At 45.4% G+C, this 16,754-nt stretch carries 17 protein-coding genes; 11 read left to right on the plus strand and 6 right to left on the minus strand.

The genetic code is table 11. The annotated features are described in order from the left end of the window. Positions 1 to 164: 164 nt before the first annotated feature. A complete protein-coding gene (locus tag L0992_14790; GenBank protein ID XGB66943.1) occupies positions 165 to 1,454 on the minus strand; it encodes a malate dehydrogenase in 1,290 nt (429 codons plus the stop codon). A 333-nt stretch (positions 1,455 to 1,787) separates the two neighbouring features. Beyond that, positions 1,788 to 2,006 (minus strand): 50S ribosomal protein L31, encoded by a 219-nt coding sequence (gene rpmE / locus L0992_14795; GenBank protein XGB66944.1) that lies wholly within the window; start codon positions 2,004 to 2,006, stop codon positions 1,788 to 1,790. Positions 2,007 to 2,350: 344 nt separating this feature from the next. On the opposite strand from rpmE, the gene priA reads away from it, so the two are divergent. From priA to rraA, 7 genes are all read left to right on the plus strand, one after another. Next, entirely contained in the window at positions 2,351 to 4,552 is a 2,202-nt protein-coding gene (gene priA, locus L0992_14800; protein ID XGB66945.1) for a primosomal protein N', read from the plus strand. 240 nt (positions 4,553 to 4,792) lie between these two features. Next, entirely contained in the window at positions 4,793 to 5,797 is a 1,005-nt protein-coding gene (gene cytR / locus L0992_14805) for a DNA-binding transcriptional regulator CytR (protein ID XGB66946.1), read from the plus strand. 122 nt (positions 5,798 to 5,919) lie between these two features. Beyond that, positions 5,920 to 6,459, plus strand: coding sequence for a cell division protein FtsN (ftsN, locus tag L0992_14810; GenBank protein ID XGB66947.1), 540 nt, complete (start codon positions 5,920 to 5,922; stop codon positions 6,457 to 6,459). Positions 6,460 to 6,679: 220 nt separating this feature from the next. Beyond that, positions 6,680 to 7,228 carry an ATP-dependent protease subunit HslV gene (gene hslV, locus L0992_14815; protein ID XGB66948.1) on the plus strand — a complete coding sequence of 183 codons (549 nt, stop codon included), beginning with the start codon at positions 6,680 to 6,682 and terminating at the stop codon, positions 7,226 to 7,228. A gap of 57 nt (positions 7,229 to 7,285) precedes the next feature. Next, positions 7,286 to 8,626, plus strand: a complete 1,341-nt coding sequence (hslU, locus tag L0992_14820) for an HslU--HslV peptidase ATPase subunit (GenBank protein ID XGB66949.1) — start codon at positions 7,286 to 7,288, stop codon at positions 8,624 to 8,626. Between the two features lie 155 nt (positions 8,627 to 8,781). Further along, positions 8,782 to 9,699: a 1,4-dihydroxy-2-naphthoate polyprenyltransferase gene (locus tag L0992_14825; GenBank protein ID XGB66950.1), complete on the plus strand. Its 918-nt coding sequence runs from the start codon at positions 8,782 to 8,784 to the stop codon at positions 9,697 to 9,699. A gap of 73 nt (positions 9,700 to 9,772) precedes the next feature. Beyond that, positions 9,773 to 10,288: a ribonuclease E activity regulator RraA gene (gene rraA, locus L0992_14830; GenBank protein XGB66951.1), complete on the plus strand. Its 516-nt coding sequence runs from the start codon at positions 9,773 to 9,775 to the stop codon at positions 10,286 to 10,288. Positions 10,289 to 10,382: 94 nt separating this feature from the next. Here the strand turns inward: rraA and zapB are convergent, their stop codons facing one another. Continuing rightward, the gene (zapB, locus tag L0992_14835; protein XGB66952.1) at positions 10,383 to 10,625 is read right to left on the minus strand and encodes a cell division protein ZapB; all 243 of its coding nucleotides are present in this window, start codon (positions 10,623 to 10,625) and stop codon (positions 10,383 to 10,385) included. A 324-nt stretch (positions 10,626 to 10,949) separates the two neighbouring features. Here zapB and glpX point away from each other — a divergent pair, with 324 nt between their 5' ends. The 3 genes from glpX (at position 10,950) to L0992_14850 (ending at position 13,251) form a co-directional block, all read left to right on the plus strand. Continuing rightward, positions 10,950 to 11,957, plus strand: coding sequence for a class II fructose-bisphosphatase (gene glpX, locus L0992_14840; GenBank protein XGB66953.1), 1,008 nt, complete (start codon positions 10,950 to 10,952; stop codon positions 11,955 to 11,957). Between the two features lie 182 nt (positions 11,958 to 12,139). Then, complete coding sequence (locus tag L0992_14845) at positions 12,140 to 12,766, plus strand: transcriptional regulator (GenBank protein XGB66954.1); 627 nt, start codon at positions 12,140 to 12,142, stop codon at positions 12,764 to 12,766. Between the two features lie 137 nt (positions 12,767 to 12,903). Continuing rightward, positions 12,904 to 13,251: a DUF3135 domain-containing protein gene (locus tag L0992_14850; protein XGB66955.1), complete on the plus strand. Its 348-nt coding sequence runs from the start codon at positions 12,904 to 12,906 to the stop codon at positions 13,249 to 13,251. Between the two features lie 100 nt (positions 13,252 to 13,351). On the opposite strand, the gene L0992_14855 is transcribed toward L0992_14850, so the two are convergent. Together L0992_14855 and L0992_14860 are read right to left on the minus strand one after the other, a co-directional pair. After that, positions 13,352 to 13,774 carry a DUF805 domain-containing protein gene (locus L0992_14855; GenBank protein XGB66956.1) on the minus strand — a complete coding sequence of 141 codons (423 nt, stop codon included), beginning with the start codon at positions 13,772 to 13,774 and terminating at the stop codon, positions 13,352 to 13,354. 95 nt (positions 13,775 to 13,869) lie between these two features. Beyond that, entirely contained in the window at positions 13,870 to 14,217 is a 348-nt protein-coding gene (locus tag L0992_14860) for a 5-carboxymethyl-2-hydroxymuconate isomerase (protein ID XGB66957.1), read from the minus strand. Between the two features lie 249 nt (positions 14,218 to 14,466). On the opposite strand from L0992_14860, the gene tpiA reads away from it, so the two are divergent. After that, positions 14,467 to 15,237, plus strand: a complete 771-nt coding sequence (gene tpiA, locus L0992_14865; GenBank protein ID XGB66958.1) for a triose-phosphate isomerase — start codon at positions 14,467 to 14,469, stop codon at positions 15,235 to 15,237. Positions 15,238 to 15,291: 54 nt separating this feature from the next. Here tpiA and L0992_14870 read toward each other — a convergent pair whose 3' ends face one another. Next, entirely contained in the window at positions 15,292 to 16,623 is a 1,332-nt protein-coding gene (locus L0992_14870; protein ID XGB66959.1) for an IS4 family transposase, read from the minus strand. Between the last annotated feature and the right edge of the window lie 131 nt (positions 16,624 to 16,754).

Here is a 16,754-nt window from a genome sequence, read left to right on the forward strand (position 1 = left end):
AACAACTCAGTCACTGCCTTCAATATTGATTCGCTCTAGCTGAACCCTATTTATCACATCACGCATTGCTATTTTATGATTGCGCTGTGAATGATAGACATAAAAAAACCGACTCAGATGAGTCGGTTTTTTATTATTCTTTTCTCTCAACAGAGCAGCAACTACTACGCCATGTAGTTAGCAGGCATCTCGATACGAGCTACGCCAGACTCAACAGCCGCTTCTGCTACTGCTTTCGCTACGCGAGGAAGTAGGCGCGGGTCCATTGGCTTAGGAATGATGTAGCCTTTACCAAATTCCAGTGCAGTTTCACCCGCCGCAGCTAGTACTTCAGCTGGAACTTCTTCTTTCGCCAGTTCACGAATCGCTTTCACCGCTGCTAGCTTCATTTCATCATTAATTTCGCTTGCACGCACGTCTAGTGCACCACGGAAAATGAATGGGAAACAAAGTACGTTGTTTACTTGGTTAGGGTAATCACTGCGGCCTGTACCCATGATAAGGTCAGAACGAACTTCGTGAGCAAGCTCTGGCTTGATCTCTGGATCTGGGTTTGAACATGCAAACACAACTGGCTTATCAGCCATCAGTGTTAGTGCTTCTGCTGGAAGCAGGTTTGGACCAGATACACCCAAGAATAAGTCAGCGCCTTCGATTACATCTTCAAGCGTACGCTTATCAGTGTTGTTTGCGAACAGCTCTTTGTATTCGTTTAGGTCGTCACGACGAGTGTGGATCACACCTTTACGGTCAAGCATGTAGATCTTCTCACGCTGAGCGCCACACTTAATCAGTAGTTCCATACATGCAACCGCTGCTGCGCCAGCACCTAGACAAACGATCTTACACTCTTCTAGCTTCTTACCTTGAAGCTCGATCGCGTTCAGCATACCTGCTGCTGTTACAATCGCAGTACCATGTTGGTCATCGTGGAATACTGGTACATCACAACGCTCAATCAGGCGACGTTCAATCTCAAAACAGTCTGGTGCTTTGATGTCTTCTAGGTTAATACCGCCGAATGTATCTGCAATGTTCGCAACTGTATCAACGAACTCATCGATTGTGCGGTGTTTTACTTCAATATCGATAGAATCTAAACCAGCAAAACGCTTAAACAGTAGCGCTTTACCTTCCATAACAGGTTTAGAAGCAATAGGACCAAGGTTACCTAGGCCAAGAATCGCAGTACCGTTAGAGATAACAGCAACCATGTTGCCCTTACCTGTGTACTTATAAACGTTATCAACGTTCTGTGCGATCTCGCGAACAGGCTCAGCCACGCCTGGGCTGTATGCAAGTGCTAGGTCTTCTGCAGAGTTTGCAGGCTTCGTCAGTTCTACGGCAATTTTGCCTGGAATCGGGAACTCATGATAATCAAGAGCTTGCTGACGGAATTGTTCTTGAGGCGATAATTCTTGAGAGGATTGAGCTTGGCTGCTGTCTTCAGACATAGGTGTAGGTTCCTAGGATATTATTATTTGGGGGATCTTGTTCATGTTAATGGATGTACTTCAAAGTTCCTAGGTGGTTGAAGCCTCTGTCTCATTAAAAAACGAGATTTCACTACTAATAAGACCAGTGAGCAGTTGAAATTACTATCGCTTGTTGAACTTTCGTGCGGAATTTTAGTGGTGAATGATAAGCAAGGAATTGCCCCGCAATAGAATAAAGAGGCCACTTATCGTTAGGTGAGATGGATACTTGAGTGGGAGTCAGTGATTTTACAAATTGCAGGCAACAAAAAAGGACACCGAAGTGTCCTTTTTATGTCTAAATAGCGAGAATTACTTCTTGCTAGAAAGAGCACCGAAACGCTTGTTGAAGCGATCAACACGGCCGCCAGTATCTACGATACGTTGCTTACCAGTGTAGAACGGGTGACATTTGTCACATACGTCTAGGTGGATTGATTCTTTTGCTAGCGTTGAGTTGAACTCAAATGTGTTGCCGCAAGAACAAGTAGCAGTAACTGCTTTGTATTCTGGGTGGATTCCAGCTTTCATGGGATAACCTCAAGTAGGCCGTGTCGCTATACGATTCTAAGCCGCACACCACACGTAGTTTAAAAAAGAAATAAAGACACCGCGTTCGCACAAAAGAGTGACGAAGCCATACCTTCAAGGCGCAGTATAGTAATGAATCTATAAGGTAGGATCAACTGATTTGATACATTTTTCACCAATTGTGTCTTTATTTCCTTTTTAAGCAGAAGTGTTGATTGAAATTTGGGGATGATAGCTGCCTTCATGCGTTAGCTTACCCTCTCTCATTCAAACTGCTCCTCGAATTTAACCGCCTTATCCTTTAGACTGTTCGCTCTCGTCAACTCAGATAAAGCCGTCCCTTTATGCGTCCAATGATTGCCCGTGTGGCACTGCCTGTTCCACTCGACAAGCAGTTCGATTACAAGATTCCAAACCACCTATTTCCGATTATTGGTGGACGAGTCTCTGTGCCTTTTGGACGACAAACCTTAACCGGAATAGTTACGGCTCTGGTTAACGAATCCGAATTCGAGCTAGACAAGCTCAAGCCAATTAAAGCGCTATTGGATAACCAACCGGTTTGGCCTGAATCAGTCTACTCACTGTTAACGTGGTGCAGTCAGTTCTATCAATACCCATTAGGTGAAACCTTTGCCAATGCCCTACCGAGTGCGTTACGCAAAGGTAAAGCGGCCGACTTTGCGACACTGGTCGAGTGGCAGTTAACGCCATCAGGCCGAGACCAACTGATGCAAGGCTTTGGTCGCGCCGTTAAGCAAGCCAAAGTAATGCACATGCTTGAGCACGGTCCCGTTCCTCATCAAGAGTTCATTGATGAAGAGGTGGGCAGCGCAGTACTCAAGACGCTAGAAGAAAAAGGTTGGATTGAATCGGTAGAGAAAAAGCCGAAGCGCCAACCTTGGCCTGAAGATCTTGAGAACGACCAAGACAAACCCAAGCTCAATGCAGAACAAGCTATCGCGATCGCGACCGTCAATAGCCAGACCGACTTTGGCTGCTTCTTATTGGAGGGCGTTACCGGCTCAGGTAAGACAGAGGTCTACCTGAATATGATCAAGCCGATACTTGATAAGGGTAAACAAGCATTGGTCTTGGTACCTGAAATCGGCCTAACGCCGCAGACCATTAATCGCTTTAAGCGACGCTTTAATGTGCCTGTTGAGGTTATCCATTCAGGGCTAAATGATTCTGAGCGACTGAATGCGTGGTTATCGGCGCGCGACAAAATAGCGGGCATCGTGATTGGTACCCGCTCTGCGCTGTTCACGCCGTTTACGGATTTAGGCATCATCATTGTTGATGAAGAGCACGATGCCTCTTATAAACAACAAGATAGCCTGCGCTACCACGCTCGTGATGTGGCGATCATGCGAGCTCATAAAGCGCAAATTCCGGTTGTGTTAGGGTCAGCAACACCCGCTTTTGAAACGCTGCACAATGCTCAGATAGGCAAATACAATTACCTCACTCTTACTTCACGTGCGGGGGTCGCTTTGCCGACCACCAATAAAGTGTTGGATGTGAAAGGCGAATATCTGGAAAGTGGTTTATCAGCGTCTTTAATTGCCGAGATGCAACGACACCTCAAAGCAGGCAACCAAGTGATGTTGTTTCTCAACCGCCGTGGGTTCTCTCCGGCATTGATGTGTCACGACTGTGGTTGGACAGCTGAATGTAAGCGCTGCGATGCCTACTACACCTATCACCAATACAGCAATGAGATGCGTTGCCACCACTGTGGTTCACAACAGCATATCGTGCACAACTGCCAAGGCTGTGGGTCTGCTAATTTGGTGACGGTAGGTGTGGGTACTGAACAACTTGAAGCGCAGCTTGGTCAGCTATTCCCTGAATACAAAACCATACGTATTGACCGCGACAGCACCCGCCGTAAAGGCAGCTTAGAAAGCGCATTAGAATCAATTCGTAAGGGTGAATACCAAATCCTGATTGGTACCCAGATGCTTGCCAAAGGTCACCACTTCCCTGACGTAACACTTGTGGCGTTATTGGATGTTGATGGCTCTTTATATAGCAGTGATTTCCGAGCGTCTGAACGCCTTGCTCAGTTGTTTATTCAAGTCGCTGGTCGTGCAGGCCGTGCAAGCAAACCCGGTGAAGTGATATTACAAACTCACCACCCTGAGCACGGATTACTGCAAGCGCTGTTACACAAAGACTATAACCACTTTGCTCAGACGGCTTTAGCAGAACGTAAACAAGCGATGTTACCTCCTTATACGTTCATGACACTATTCAGAGCAGAAGCAAATGACACACGCTTGGTGGAAGAGTTCTTACGTCAGGTTCGTCATACATTGGAATCACATCCACTGTTCGACCAATATTGCATGGTGTTGGGGCCAACCCCTGCGCCATTAGCCAAACGAGCAGGTAAATCTCGCTGGCAGCTGATCTTGCAAACACAAACCCGTTCATTGATGCAGAAGCTATTAATGAGTGCGAAACCGGCAATCAATATGTTACCCGCTGCGAAAAAAGTCCGCTGGTCACTCGATATCGAGCCGCAAGATTTAAGCTAAACCCACGCGGGTTAAAACTAATGATAAGTTTGTTCACAAATATTTCATATTTCTCGTGAGCAACTTCACACTAGTCATGTGATTTTTGTTAATCTAGCCGTAACTTTACACGGATTAAACGAATAAAATATTGCAATAAAAAAAGTGTTAGCAACACTTTCACAATATCTATCCGATTACATTTATTATTCACGCCTTAGATACTTAGGCGACAAAGGAACTTAAAAGAGGGTTTAATTTATGGCGACAATGAAGGATGTTGCCCAGCTAGCAGGCGTCTCAACAGCCACTGTATCACGTGCATTGATGAACCCTGAGAAAGTCTCAGTTTCAACTCGTAAGCGAGTGGAAACAGCAGTACTTGAAGCTGGATACTCACCCAATACATTAGCTAGAAACTTACGTCGCAACGAATCAAAAACCATCATCACTATCGTTCCTGATATCTGTGACCCATATTTCGCCGAGATCATTCGTGGTATCGAAGATGCCGCAGTAGAAAATGACTACCTTGTTCTATTGGGTGACAGCGGCCAGCAAAAGAAGCGTGAGTCTTCTTTTGTTAACCTTGTCTTCACTAAACAAGCTGACGGCATGCTACTGCTTGGCACCGACCACCCGTTTGATGTCAGCAAGCCTGAACAAAAGAACTTACCGCCGATGGTAATGGCGTGTGAATTCGCTCCTGAGCTTGAACTCCCAACGGTACACATCGATAACCTGACCTCTGCATTTGAAGCCGTGAATTACCTAGCTCAGTTAGGCCATAAGCGTATCGCTCAAATCTCAGGTCCTGTATCAGCAACTCTATGTAAGTTCCGACAACAAGGTTACCAACAAGCTCTGCGTCGTGCAGGTGTGGCAATGAACCCAGCCTACAGCACAGTCGGCGACTTCACTTTTGAAGCGGGTGCTCAAGCGGTTCGTCAGTTACTGGCGCTGCCTGAACAACCAACCGCTATCTTCTGTCACAACGATGCGATGGCCATTGGTGCAATTCAAGAAGCGAAGAAGTTAGGTTTACGAGTTCCTCAAGACTTATCAATTGTTGGTTTCGATGACATTCAATTCGCTCAATACTGCGATCCACCGCTAACCACCATTTCTCAACCTCGTTATGAGATTGGACGCCAAGCGATGTTGATGATGCTTGATCTACTGAAAGGCAACGATGTGCAAGCAGGTTCTCGTCTGCTAGAAGCCAAATTAGTAGTTCGTGGCAGTACTGCGCCACCTCGAATGTAAGCCATAGAAATACCGATATAAATCTGCGGCACATTTTGATGTGCCGCTTCCATTTCTGCACTATTATCCTCGCGCAATCTGGATTACCATGAGAGCTGAATTACCAACTATTGAATTGTCTTGTGGCTAATAGAGATTATGTAAAGCGCGGTCGTGGCACGAAGAGACCGACCAAGAAGCAAGCCCCTCGCCGTAAACCATGGCGTAGTGGTCTTTTGGCGATCCTCCTTGTTGGTGGATTTGGTTACGGACTTTACTTATTGAGTAATGACCCTGAGCCACCAGCGCCGGCTCCAGTAGTGAGCAAACCGAAGCCTAAGCCAAAACCAGCGAAAGTGATTCCGCCACCTCCAGAAGAGAAGTGGGACTACGTTGAAACGCTGCCGAGCCGCGAGATTGAAGTCAAAGCCAAAGAGCAAGAGATCTCTAAGATCCCTTACATCATGCAGTGTGGCGCTTACAAAACCTCAGCACAGGCAGAAGCACGTAAACTGGATATTGCCTTCCAAGGTATTTCAAGTGAAATCCGTAAGAAAGACGGCAGTAGCTGGTACCGCGTGGTTCTAGGACCCTACAAGTTGAAGCGTGATGCCGAGCGAGATCGCCACAAGCTACAACGCGCGAAAATCGAACCTTGTGCTATTTGGAAAGATACCGAGTAGTGATAAGCGATAACGCAGTTGTGTAACCCCGCTCGAGTCGCAGCAAACACCGAAAGCCTCCCATTGTGGAGGTTTTCTTTTATTTAGCCCCTTTCACCAAATTTCCTTACAACTTCCACCGATAAGTTGCGCGACATCACTCGTGGTTCCTTGAATTATCCGAGTGCCATCCTCATATACTTTTTATACCCAAAGATAAGAATATTAAGAGGCCCTACTCGTGACCACCATAGTATCTGTACGTCGTAATAATAAAGTCGTCATCGCGGGTGATGGACAAGTATCTCTAGGCAATACTGTAATGAAGGGCAATGCCCGCAAAGTACGTCGCCTATACAACAACAAAGTACTGGCAGGTTTCGCTGGCGGTACAGCTGATGCTTTCACGCTATTCGAAAAATTTGAAAGCAAGCTACAAATGCACCAAGGCCACCTAACCAAAGCTGCCGTTGAGCTGGCAAAGGATTGGCGTAGCGACCGTGCTCTACGTAAATTAGAAGCACTGCTTGCAGTAGCGGATGAAACCGCTTCACTGATCATTACGGGTAACGGTGACGTAGTTCAACCAGAGAACGACCTGATTGCTATCGGTTCGGGTGGTAACTATGCACAAGCCGCTGCTATCGCGTTACTCGAAAATACTGATTTAGATGCGCGTGAAATCGCAGAGAAGTCGCTGAATATTGCTGGCGATATCTGTGTGTTCACCAACCATCACCACACTGTTGAAGAGCTAGAAAGCACTGTTGAGCTGCCAAAGCCAGAATAACAAACGCTTCTACCCAAAATCTTGTATCAACAGTGATTAAAGAATTAAGGAAAAACCATGTCTGAGATGACTCCTCGCGAAATCGTTCACGAACTCAATCGCCACATTATCGGCCAAGACAACGCTAAGCGTTCAGTGGCTATCGCACTGCGTAACCGCTGGCGTCGTATGCAGCTTGAAGAAAGCCTGCGTGTTGAAGTATCACCAAAGAACATCCTGATGATCGGTCCAACCGGTGTTGGTAAAACAGAAATTGCTCGCCGCCTAGCGAAACTAGCAAACGCGCCGTTCATCAAGGTAGAAGCGACTAAGTTCACCGAAGTGGGCTACGTGGGTAAAGAAGTTGAAACCATCATCCGTGACCTAACGGACGTTGCGATCAAGATGACGCACCAGCAAGCGATGGAAAAAGTACAATACCGCGCTGAAGAACAGGCTGAAGAACGTATTCTTGATGCCCTACTGCCACCAGCACGTGATGCTTGGGGTCAGAACGAGCAATCAAACGAAGATGCGACCTCTTCAAACACTCGTCAGATTTTCCGCAAGAAGCTGCGCGAAGGTAAGCTAGACGACAAAGAGATCGAAGTTGATGTAGCAGCACCACAAATGGGCGTTGAAATCATGTCACCTCCTGGCATGGAAGAGATGACCAACCAGCTACAAGGCATGTTCCAAAACCTAGCGGGCGACACCAAGAAAAAGCGTAAGATGAAAATCAAAGACGCATTCAAAGCACTGACGGAAGAAGAAGCTTCTAAGCTTGTGAACCAAGAAGAGCTAAAAGAGAACGCGATCTTCAACGCTGAAAACAACGGTATCGTATTCATCGATGAGATCGACAAAATCTGTAAGCGTGGCGACAGCTCAGGCCCAGACGTATCTCGTGAAGGTGTTCAACGTGACCTACTGCCTCTTATCGAAGGCAGCACAGTATCAACTAAGCACGGCATGGTGAAAACGGACCACATCTTGTTTATCACATCAGGTGCATTCCAAGTGGCTAAGCCATCTGACCTGATCCCTGAACTACAAGGTCGTCTACCAATTCGTGTAGAACTTGAAGCGCTTTCAGCGAATGACTTCAAACGCATCCTGACTGAACCAAAAGCATCTCTAACAGAGCAATACATTGCCCTAATGAAAACAGAAGATGTGAGCATTGAGTTCACTGAAGATGGTATCAACCAGATTGCTGACGCTGCATGGCGCGTGAACGAAACCACTGAAAACATCGGTGCACGTCGTCTACACACAGTAATGGAGCGCTTGATGGATGAGATTTCATTCGACGCAACAGACAAGGCTGGCAGCAAGCTAGTGATTGATGAAGCTTACGTAACAGCGAAGCTTGGCGAGTTCGTTGAAGACGAAGACCTAAGCCGCTTCATCCTGTAGCACACGAAACTCCAACTTATTGCTCTAACTCAAAGAAATAGCAGCTAATAAGCGAATTCAAGGCCCACTTTCGAGTGGGCTTTTTATTACCCGAAAAATGGGCGTATACTCAAATCACAGTATGAAACGAAGACTTACAACGAAATAGACCTACGATGAAACAATCTCTACTGATTTGGCTTGATGCCGCACGACCGAAAACTCTGCCTCTCGCACTCGTCTCTATTCTTACAGGAAGTAGTTTAGCGTTCGCCAGCGATCAGTTTTCTTTATCGATAGCACTACTGGCTTTTTTAACCGCCACCCTATTACAGATTCTGTCGAACCTAGCTAATGACTACGGTGATGCAGTAAAAGGCACCGACAACGAAAATCGTCTAGGTCCTACACGCGCAATGCAGTCTGGCGCGGTCACCGCTAAAACCATGAAGCAAGCCATCATCCTCAACATCGTGTTTACCATGATTGCTGGGTTGATTCTGATTTTTCATGCGCTGACCTCAATTGAAAGTATCTTATCTTTCATCGCATTAGGCGTATTAGCAATTGTGGCAGCCATTGCTTACACCGTGGGTAATAAGCCTTATGGCTACATTGGCCTTGGCGACTTATCGGTGTTTATCTTCTTTGGTTTGTTAGGCGTGTCAGGGACTTACTTCCTACACACAGGTCATGTTGAACCAAGCCTGTTCCTTCCGGCATTGGGCTGTGGCTTGATGGCGGTTGCGGTACTCAATATCAACAACATGCGTGACATCGAAAACGACAGTGAATGTGGCAAACGCACCATGGCCGTTCGCCTTGGCCAGCGTAAAGCCAAACACTACCACTTTGCGCTGCTTGGATTAGCCCTTGTCTCTTTTGCTATTTACCTACTGATTCAAGAAAAACCAGTCTGGATCAGCCTGCCGTTTTTACTGAGCATTGTGATTGTTTACAAGCATGGTAAGGCGGTTTGGGAAACAGAGAAACCTGCACAGATCGCGCCAATGATGCCTGTGATTGTGAAATGCTCATTGGTCACTAACCTATTGTTTGCAGGGGTTGTCGTAGCTCAAACTCTATTGAGTTAATTGAGACTAATCATTGCAAAGGGATCAAGCACCGATATACTCAAAGTAAGCTCATTGTTCAAAAGGTATACTAATGGAATACAACACTTCAGCACTGTGCGACATATATTTGGATCAAGTTGATGTCGTGGAGCCAATGTTCAGCAACTTCGGTGGACGAGCATCCTTCGCAGGACAGATCACGACATTAAAGTGCTTTGAAGACAACGCTTTGATTCGATCGGTATTAGAGCAAGATGGTCTAGGGCGTGTGTTGTTAATCGATGGCGGCGGCTCACTGCGTAAAGCACTGATCGACGCTGAGATGGCCTTACTTGCCGAAGACAATGAGTGGGAAGGGATTGTGGTTTACGGCTGCGTTCGCGAAGTCGATGAACTTGAAGACATGAACCTAGGCATCCAAGCCCTCGCTTCTATTCCTGTTGGTGCGAGCCAAGAAGGTGTTGGTGAAATAGACGTACCAGTGAACTTTGGCAGCGTGACCTTCTTACCGGAAGATTACCTCTACGCCGATAACACGGGCATTATTCTTTCTGCAGAGCCTTTGGATGTTGAGCTTGATTTGGATGTTGAAGAAGAGGTTGAGTAACCCATGTTAACGCCAAGCTACCCTCTCCAAAATTAAGAACAAACAAAAACGCCCGCCCCTGAGTAGGGGTCGTTTTTTAAATCTGAAGAGTGAATTACTCTACTTCATCCATTTTACCAAGAAGGTTACGGATGCGATCTTGCCATGCTGAATGCTCTTCTTGCATCTGCTGAGTTTTTTGCTCTAGCTCGTGACGGCTTGCTTTAAGCTCACCAGCTTCTGTTGCTAGTGCTTGTTTCTCTTCTTTAAGCTCTTCCACTTCCATTTGAAGAAGTGCAATTGTATCTACTGCTGTTTGAATTTTTGCTTCTAGCTGCTCTAGTACTTCAAAAGACATTCTGGCCTACCTTTAAGTTATCCATTTGATGGTGAAGGTTCACTCCACTTATTTCCCCATTCTACTCAGCAGAGCAAGGATAAACACTCAATATATTCGATATTTTGCGCCATTCGATGAAAAAAACAGCGCTTTTTACCGAATATTGACGTGAATGATTACTGCCACAACGGCAAACCAATTATTTTGATGAATATTAGCGGTTTTCCACTGCAAATTGATCGAGAGCAATCCCCAAAAAACAAAAAGGCAAACGTTTCCTTTTGGATATGGTAAAATCCGGCGCGAAATTTCTATTCCCCCTTTGAAAATTTTGGAGTCCGCATGAAACGCGATTTAGCAATGTCATTCTCTCGTGTCACAGAAGGTGCAGCACTAGCTGGTTACAAGTGGCTTGGCCGTGGCGACAAAAACGCTGCAGATGGCGCTGCTGTAGAAGTAATGCGTAGCCTACTTAACAAAACCGAAATTAGCGGTGAGATTGTTATTGGCGAAGGTGAAATCGATGATGCACCTATGCTATACATCGGCGAAAACGTAGGTGTGGGCGGCGACGCTGTCGACATCGCAGTTGACCCAATTGAAGGGACACGCATGACAGCAATGGGCCAATCAAATGCATTGGCAGTATTGGCTGCAGGCGAAAAAGGCAGCTTCCTTAAAGCGCCTGATATGTACATGGAAAAGTTAGTTGTAGGTCCAGGCGCTAAAGGCGTTATCGATCTAGAACTGCCACTGAAAGAAAACCTAGAAAACATTGCTAAGGCTCTGGGCAAAACACTGGATACACTGGTTGTAACGACACTGGCTAAGCCACGTCACGATCAAGTTATCGCCGATATGCAAGCTATGGGCGTTCGTGTATTCGCAGTGCCAGATGGTGATGTTGCGGCTTCTATCCTAACTTGTATGCCTGACAGCGAAGTAGACGTCATGTACTGCATCGGCGGCGCACCTGAAGGTGTCGTGTCGGCTGCTGTTATTCGTGCACTTGACGGTGACATGCACGGTCGTCTTCTTCCTCGTCACGAAGTAAAAGGCGACACAGAAGAGAACCGCAAACACGGTGAACTTGAGCTAGAACGTTGTGCAGAAATGGGTGTAACGGCTGGTATCGTGTTGAAAATGGAAGACATGGCTCGCAGCGACAACGTTGTATTCTCAGCAACAGGCATCACTAAGGGTGACTTGCTAGAAGGCATTTCTCGTCAAGGCAATATTGCGACAACAGAAACGCTGCTTATCCGTGGCCGCTGCCGCACGATTCGCCGCATCAAATCAATCCACTACCTAGAGCGTAAAGATCCAGAAGTAGTGGGTCATATCCTGTAAACCTAAATTAGGTTAAACAGAACAGACAAAGGCTGATACCAAGTATCAGCTTTTTGTTTTATTGGCCTATGACAATCACCCCCTGCTTTCTGTCCAAAGCGTAAATTACGGTCAATATAGTAAATGGTTTGCTTTATAAACACCTTGCCTCATAATAGTAAGGTTCATGAGGTAGGGATAGTATGAAAACAAGCGACAAAATCTTACAGACCATTAAGCGTCAAGGCGCGGTAACCGCGAAACAACTGTCAGAAGAATTTGGCATGACGACAATGGGTGCGAGGCAGCATCTGCAAAGCCTGGAAGATGACGGTATTCTTGCGTTTCATGACGTGAAAGTGAAAGTCGGTCGCCCGACTCGTCATTGGTCCCTTACTCAACATGGCCACGGACAATTTTCAGACCGACACGGTGAACTGACGATTCAAGTCATTGATGCAGTCGAGAACCTGTTTGGTAAAGAAGGGCTTGCTAAGGTCGCTGCCGAGCGTGAACAGCACACCCTCAAGCAATATCAATCTGCCCTATCTGGCTGCAATGACCTGATCAGTAAGCTCGAAAAACTGACTCAACTTCGTGAGGAAGAGGGTTACATGGCTGAGCTTCAAGAGCATGACGATCATTACATCTTGATCGAAAACCACTGCCCTATCTGCAAGGCGGCGACTCGCTGCCCTAGCCTATGCCAGTCAGAGCTCAATGTTTTCACTGAACTGCTCAAAGACGAATGCCACGTAAGCCGCACTGAGCACATTATTGCTGGCGAACGACGTTGCACTTACACGTTAACACCTACGCCTTTATCGTAATCCCAAGCAGCTAAAGCCGAACGCTAAGCCACTGATCTCGTCTCAATATTGAGAAAACGCCAATAGAACAAAATTTGTACAGAATTCTTTCTTAAGCTTAAAGCATATGAAACATGCTTAATTCTAAGGAAGGAATGATGGCACATCCACAACCTGATCAAAAACTGCCACCCTTTGATGAACTTGTCCAACTCGCGAAAAGCGATCCTAAAGCATTCAATCAATTCAAACACGAGATGTGCGAACAGATGATTTGTTCGGCTTCTGAAACCATGCAAGACAGACTCCGCGCTCAACAAAGTCATATCGACTTGGTGGTGAGCCGTTGTAAGAATCCGCACCATGCCAATGTCGTACTTATGCAGGAGTTACGCTGTCAGGTCTGTAAGTTCCAAGACGCGCTCGAAGGCCGCTGTGGTTTTGAAGAAACTCTGCCAGAAAATGTGGTGCCTTTTAGACCCAATACAGAGCCAAAAATGTATTAAAGCGAATATAAGTTAACAGCAGACACACATGAATATCAGACTGTTATAAAACAAAAAAAGGGAGCGCTATGCTCCCTTTTGTTCATTCATCATTCTGCGATTACACCGGATCTTCGCCGTAATCATTGCGACCTTCAGTGCCTTTCATCAAGCCACATTCAATCAGAATCCATAAACCACACACTAATGCTGCAACGGTTGCCACCATATGAATTGGCGATACCGACTCTGTTGTCGTTGCTGCCATTGGTGAAGCCAAACGACCAAGTACCAGCGGCACGTTCAACAGTAACCAGTAGTTCGATTTGTTACGGTCATGCCAACGCTTGGCAGTTACCGCAAGATCTGGGATAACCAGCATCAGTAGGAAGATAGGTAGTAGAATGTAAGAGTACGCAGGGAACAAAACCGAGATACCAGAAGCAAAACCAGTAATCGCAATGTAGTAGAAAATGTTCCACATCCAGTAAGTCTTACGACCAATTCTCCCTTTGAAAGAGAGCAGTAAATCTTTCATCGACATCTAAAAATACTCAAAAAATTAATACGCTACCCAAAAAGTTAGCAGCAAATTGCTCGTTAATCACTTTTATTTAGTTAATCACTTTTATTAAAAAATCAGTTAATCACTTTCTGAAAGCAGCTTTTGTCCATATCTCTTATGTTCACCGTTAGGCTGCGGATATGGCTCGCCTGTTCTTGTAAGGTTTGCATTAACGAACGCGACAGTTCTCTTTTCTGTTCTTCAGTACGTCCTGAAAGTAACTCGAAGCTAATGTGAATAAAATCCACACTGTCTTCTTCATCACCGACTAGCCAGTTATGACAACGCAGTGAACGCGACTTCACAGAAGGCACATCAAACAAGCCACAGTTTAATGCAACTTTATGAAGATCTTCTAGTAAACCTTGGATATTCACTCGCTCGTCCACTGAATTTGAGTACTCTAGAACTAGATTCGGCATTATTACTTCCTATTGTTAACGCAATCGTTTGTCCCTTAATACCAACTAACGATGAAAAATCCGAGAAGTTAGCTATTATTCTGTCTGCCGGATCACTGATATATGCTCAAAATCTACTCTGACCATTGAGTAAGATCCAAGAAAGTCATGACCACAGTCATGATCTGTTGATATTAATCTGTTATATTATTTCGTAATAAAGTTTACTTTTTTACATTCGATTTATTTAAATACTTTGGAGATATTCCTATGCGTCATCCTGTAGTTATGGGTAACTGGAAACTAAACGGCAGCAAAGAAATGGTTGTTGATCTACTAAACGGTCTTAACGCTGAACTTGAAGGCGTAACAGGCGTAGACGTAGCAGTTGCTCCACCAGCACTTTTCGTTGATCTAGCAGAGCGTACGCTTACTGAAGCGGGCAGCGCGATCATCCTAGGTGCTCAAAACTCTGACCTAAACAACAGCGGTGCATTCACTGGCGACATGTCTCCAGCAATGCTTAAAGAGTTCGGCGCATCTCACATCATCATCGGTCACTCTGAGCGTCGTGAATACCACAACGAATCAGACGAGTTCGTAGCTAAGAAATTCGCATTCCTAAAAGAGAACGGCCTAACTCCAGTTCTTTGTATCGGTGAATCTGAAGCACAAAACGAAGCAGGCGAAACTGTTGCAGTATGTGCACGTCAACTTGACGCTGTTATCAACACTCAAGGTGTTGAAGCTCTTGAAGGCGCTATCATCGCTTACGAACCAATCTGGGCTATCGGTACTGGTAAAGCAGCTACAGCTGAAGATGCACAACGCATCCACGCTCAAATCCGTGCACACATCGCAGAGAAATCTGAAGAAGTAGCTAAGAAAGTTGTTATCCAATACGGCGGTTCTGTTAAGCCAGACAACGCAGCAGCTTACTTCGCACAACCAGACATCGACGGTGCTCTAGTTGGCGGCGCAGCTCTTGACGCGAAAAGCTTCGCAGCTATCGCTAAAGCAGCAGCTGAAGCAAAAGCTTAATTTAAACTTCACCGTTTAAATTGAATGAAAGGTCAACTTAGGTTGTAATGCCAGTCAGTTAAGCTGACTGGCATTTTTTCTGTTCGTTGCATATTTCTTGGGTTTCAGTTTCACCCAACGAGGGGAACTTCTATCTTCTCTTCGAGGTGGCAGGGTAAACATGGATATTTGCTTGAGTAGTACTTCATAATGTTTAGGAAGTTTTCCAGGACTCGTTAAAGGTAAAGCCGCGAAGTATTGAGTCACAGCCATAGCACTACTCGTAAAGCTTAATTGATTTGGCCAAACGCTATCTAATTGACTCGCAGCCTTTGTCATGACTTGTCTTATAAGGTTATAGGCGAGCAAAATTCCCCAGAGCTCCTGCTTGACCATATCTGGGCGCTTACTGCGTAATGTATACTCACTATCAAGCAAGGTTTGCTTCATTTCCCGATAGCCTAATTCGATTTCCCAACGATAGCGATAAAGCTCTACGATGTCTTCACCAGGAAAGCGCAACCCATCACGCATTGATGTAAGCACCTGATATGTCTTTCCTTTGATAATTTTCGACACTAACCTTGCTTCTATTGTCTCAGGGAGATCACTGAACTTCTTTCTTGCCTGATGTGTCGTTTTTATATCAACGATAGCGTCACTCTGACTGTATTTATGAACGACTTCATACTGGAAGTCTTTTTTCACAGGGAGCATCCAATGCCTTTCTTTGCCTACCTTATTCCAGCGATTAAGTAGCCCTAGAGAGTAGTATCCTTTGTCAAAAATAGTCAACGAATGATCGGGGGTTTGTTCAATGAGTTCTTCTGCAAGGCGCATTTCGCTGGTGCGATAGTCAGAGAATGTACTATCGATTAGTTGATGACTTGTAAGCTCCATCAAGCAAACCATACGTACCTTAGGGTAAATATTCTCAGATGATTGATTGCTTTGTGCTTTAAACTCTTGATGATTTTCAGGTGTATCTGTCGTTCTCCAAACGACACCATCGACGGATAGAAGGTTTAGTCCACACCAAGTTTCGAAGTTAGACGATTGATAGCTATGCGCAGCCATCTTCTTAAAGACTTGCTTAACACCTTCTTCGCCTAATCTCTGTCTCGCTTGAACAACAGCACTTGGGGCAACAAAGCGCTGTTTGTCTGGCAGAACAAAATCGAGTTGGTTAGCGATATCCCAAACAGATTGTTGACGAAAGAGACTCATTCCAACAACGGACCAAAGTACAGCCTCCAAAGGTAACCGTCTTCTTCTAACGGTTGCGACGCCAGCTTGCTCAAAACCCTGCTGGATAAGCTCTGGACTAAGAATTTCAGAGTATTTTTCAAAGTGGTGAAAGGTATTACATGACTGAAAAGTATTGGCAAGTTGGCTTTCTAAAGACATAAAAAAATCCGATATTAGTTTCCTAATATCGGATTCTGAAGCCTTTTGAGGATCGGTCAAATGATCTCACAAATTTCTTAACTGATCGGCATTACAACTTAGGTTGGCCTTTTTTATTGCCTGCTGTTTAT

Origin of the sequence: Vibrio pomeroyi (assembly GCA_041879425.1) — a bacterium.
Taxonomy (GTDB): Bacteria; Pseudomonadota; Gammaproteobacteria; order Enterobacterales; family Vibrionaceae; genus Vibrio; species Vibrio pomeroyi_A.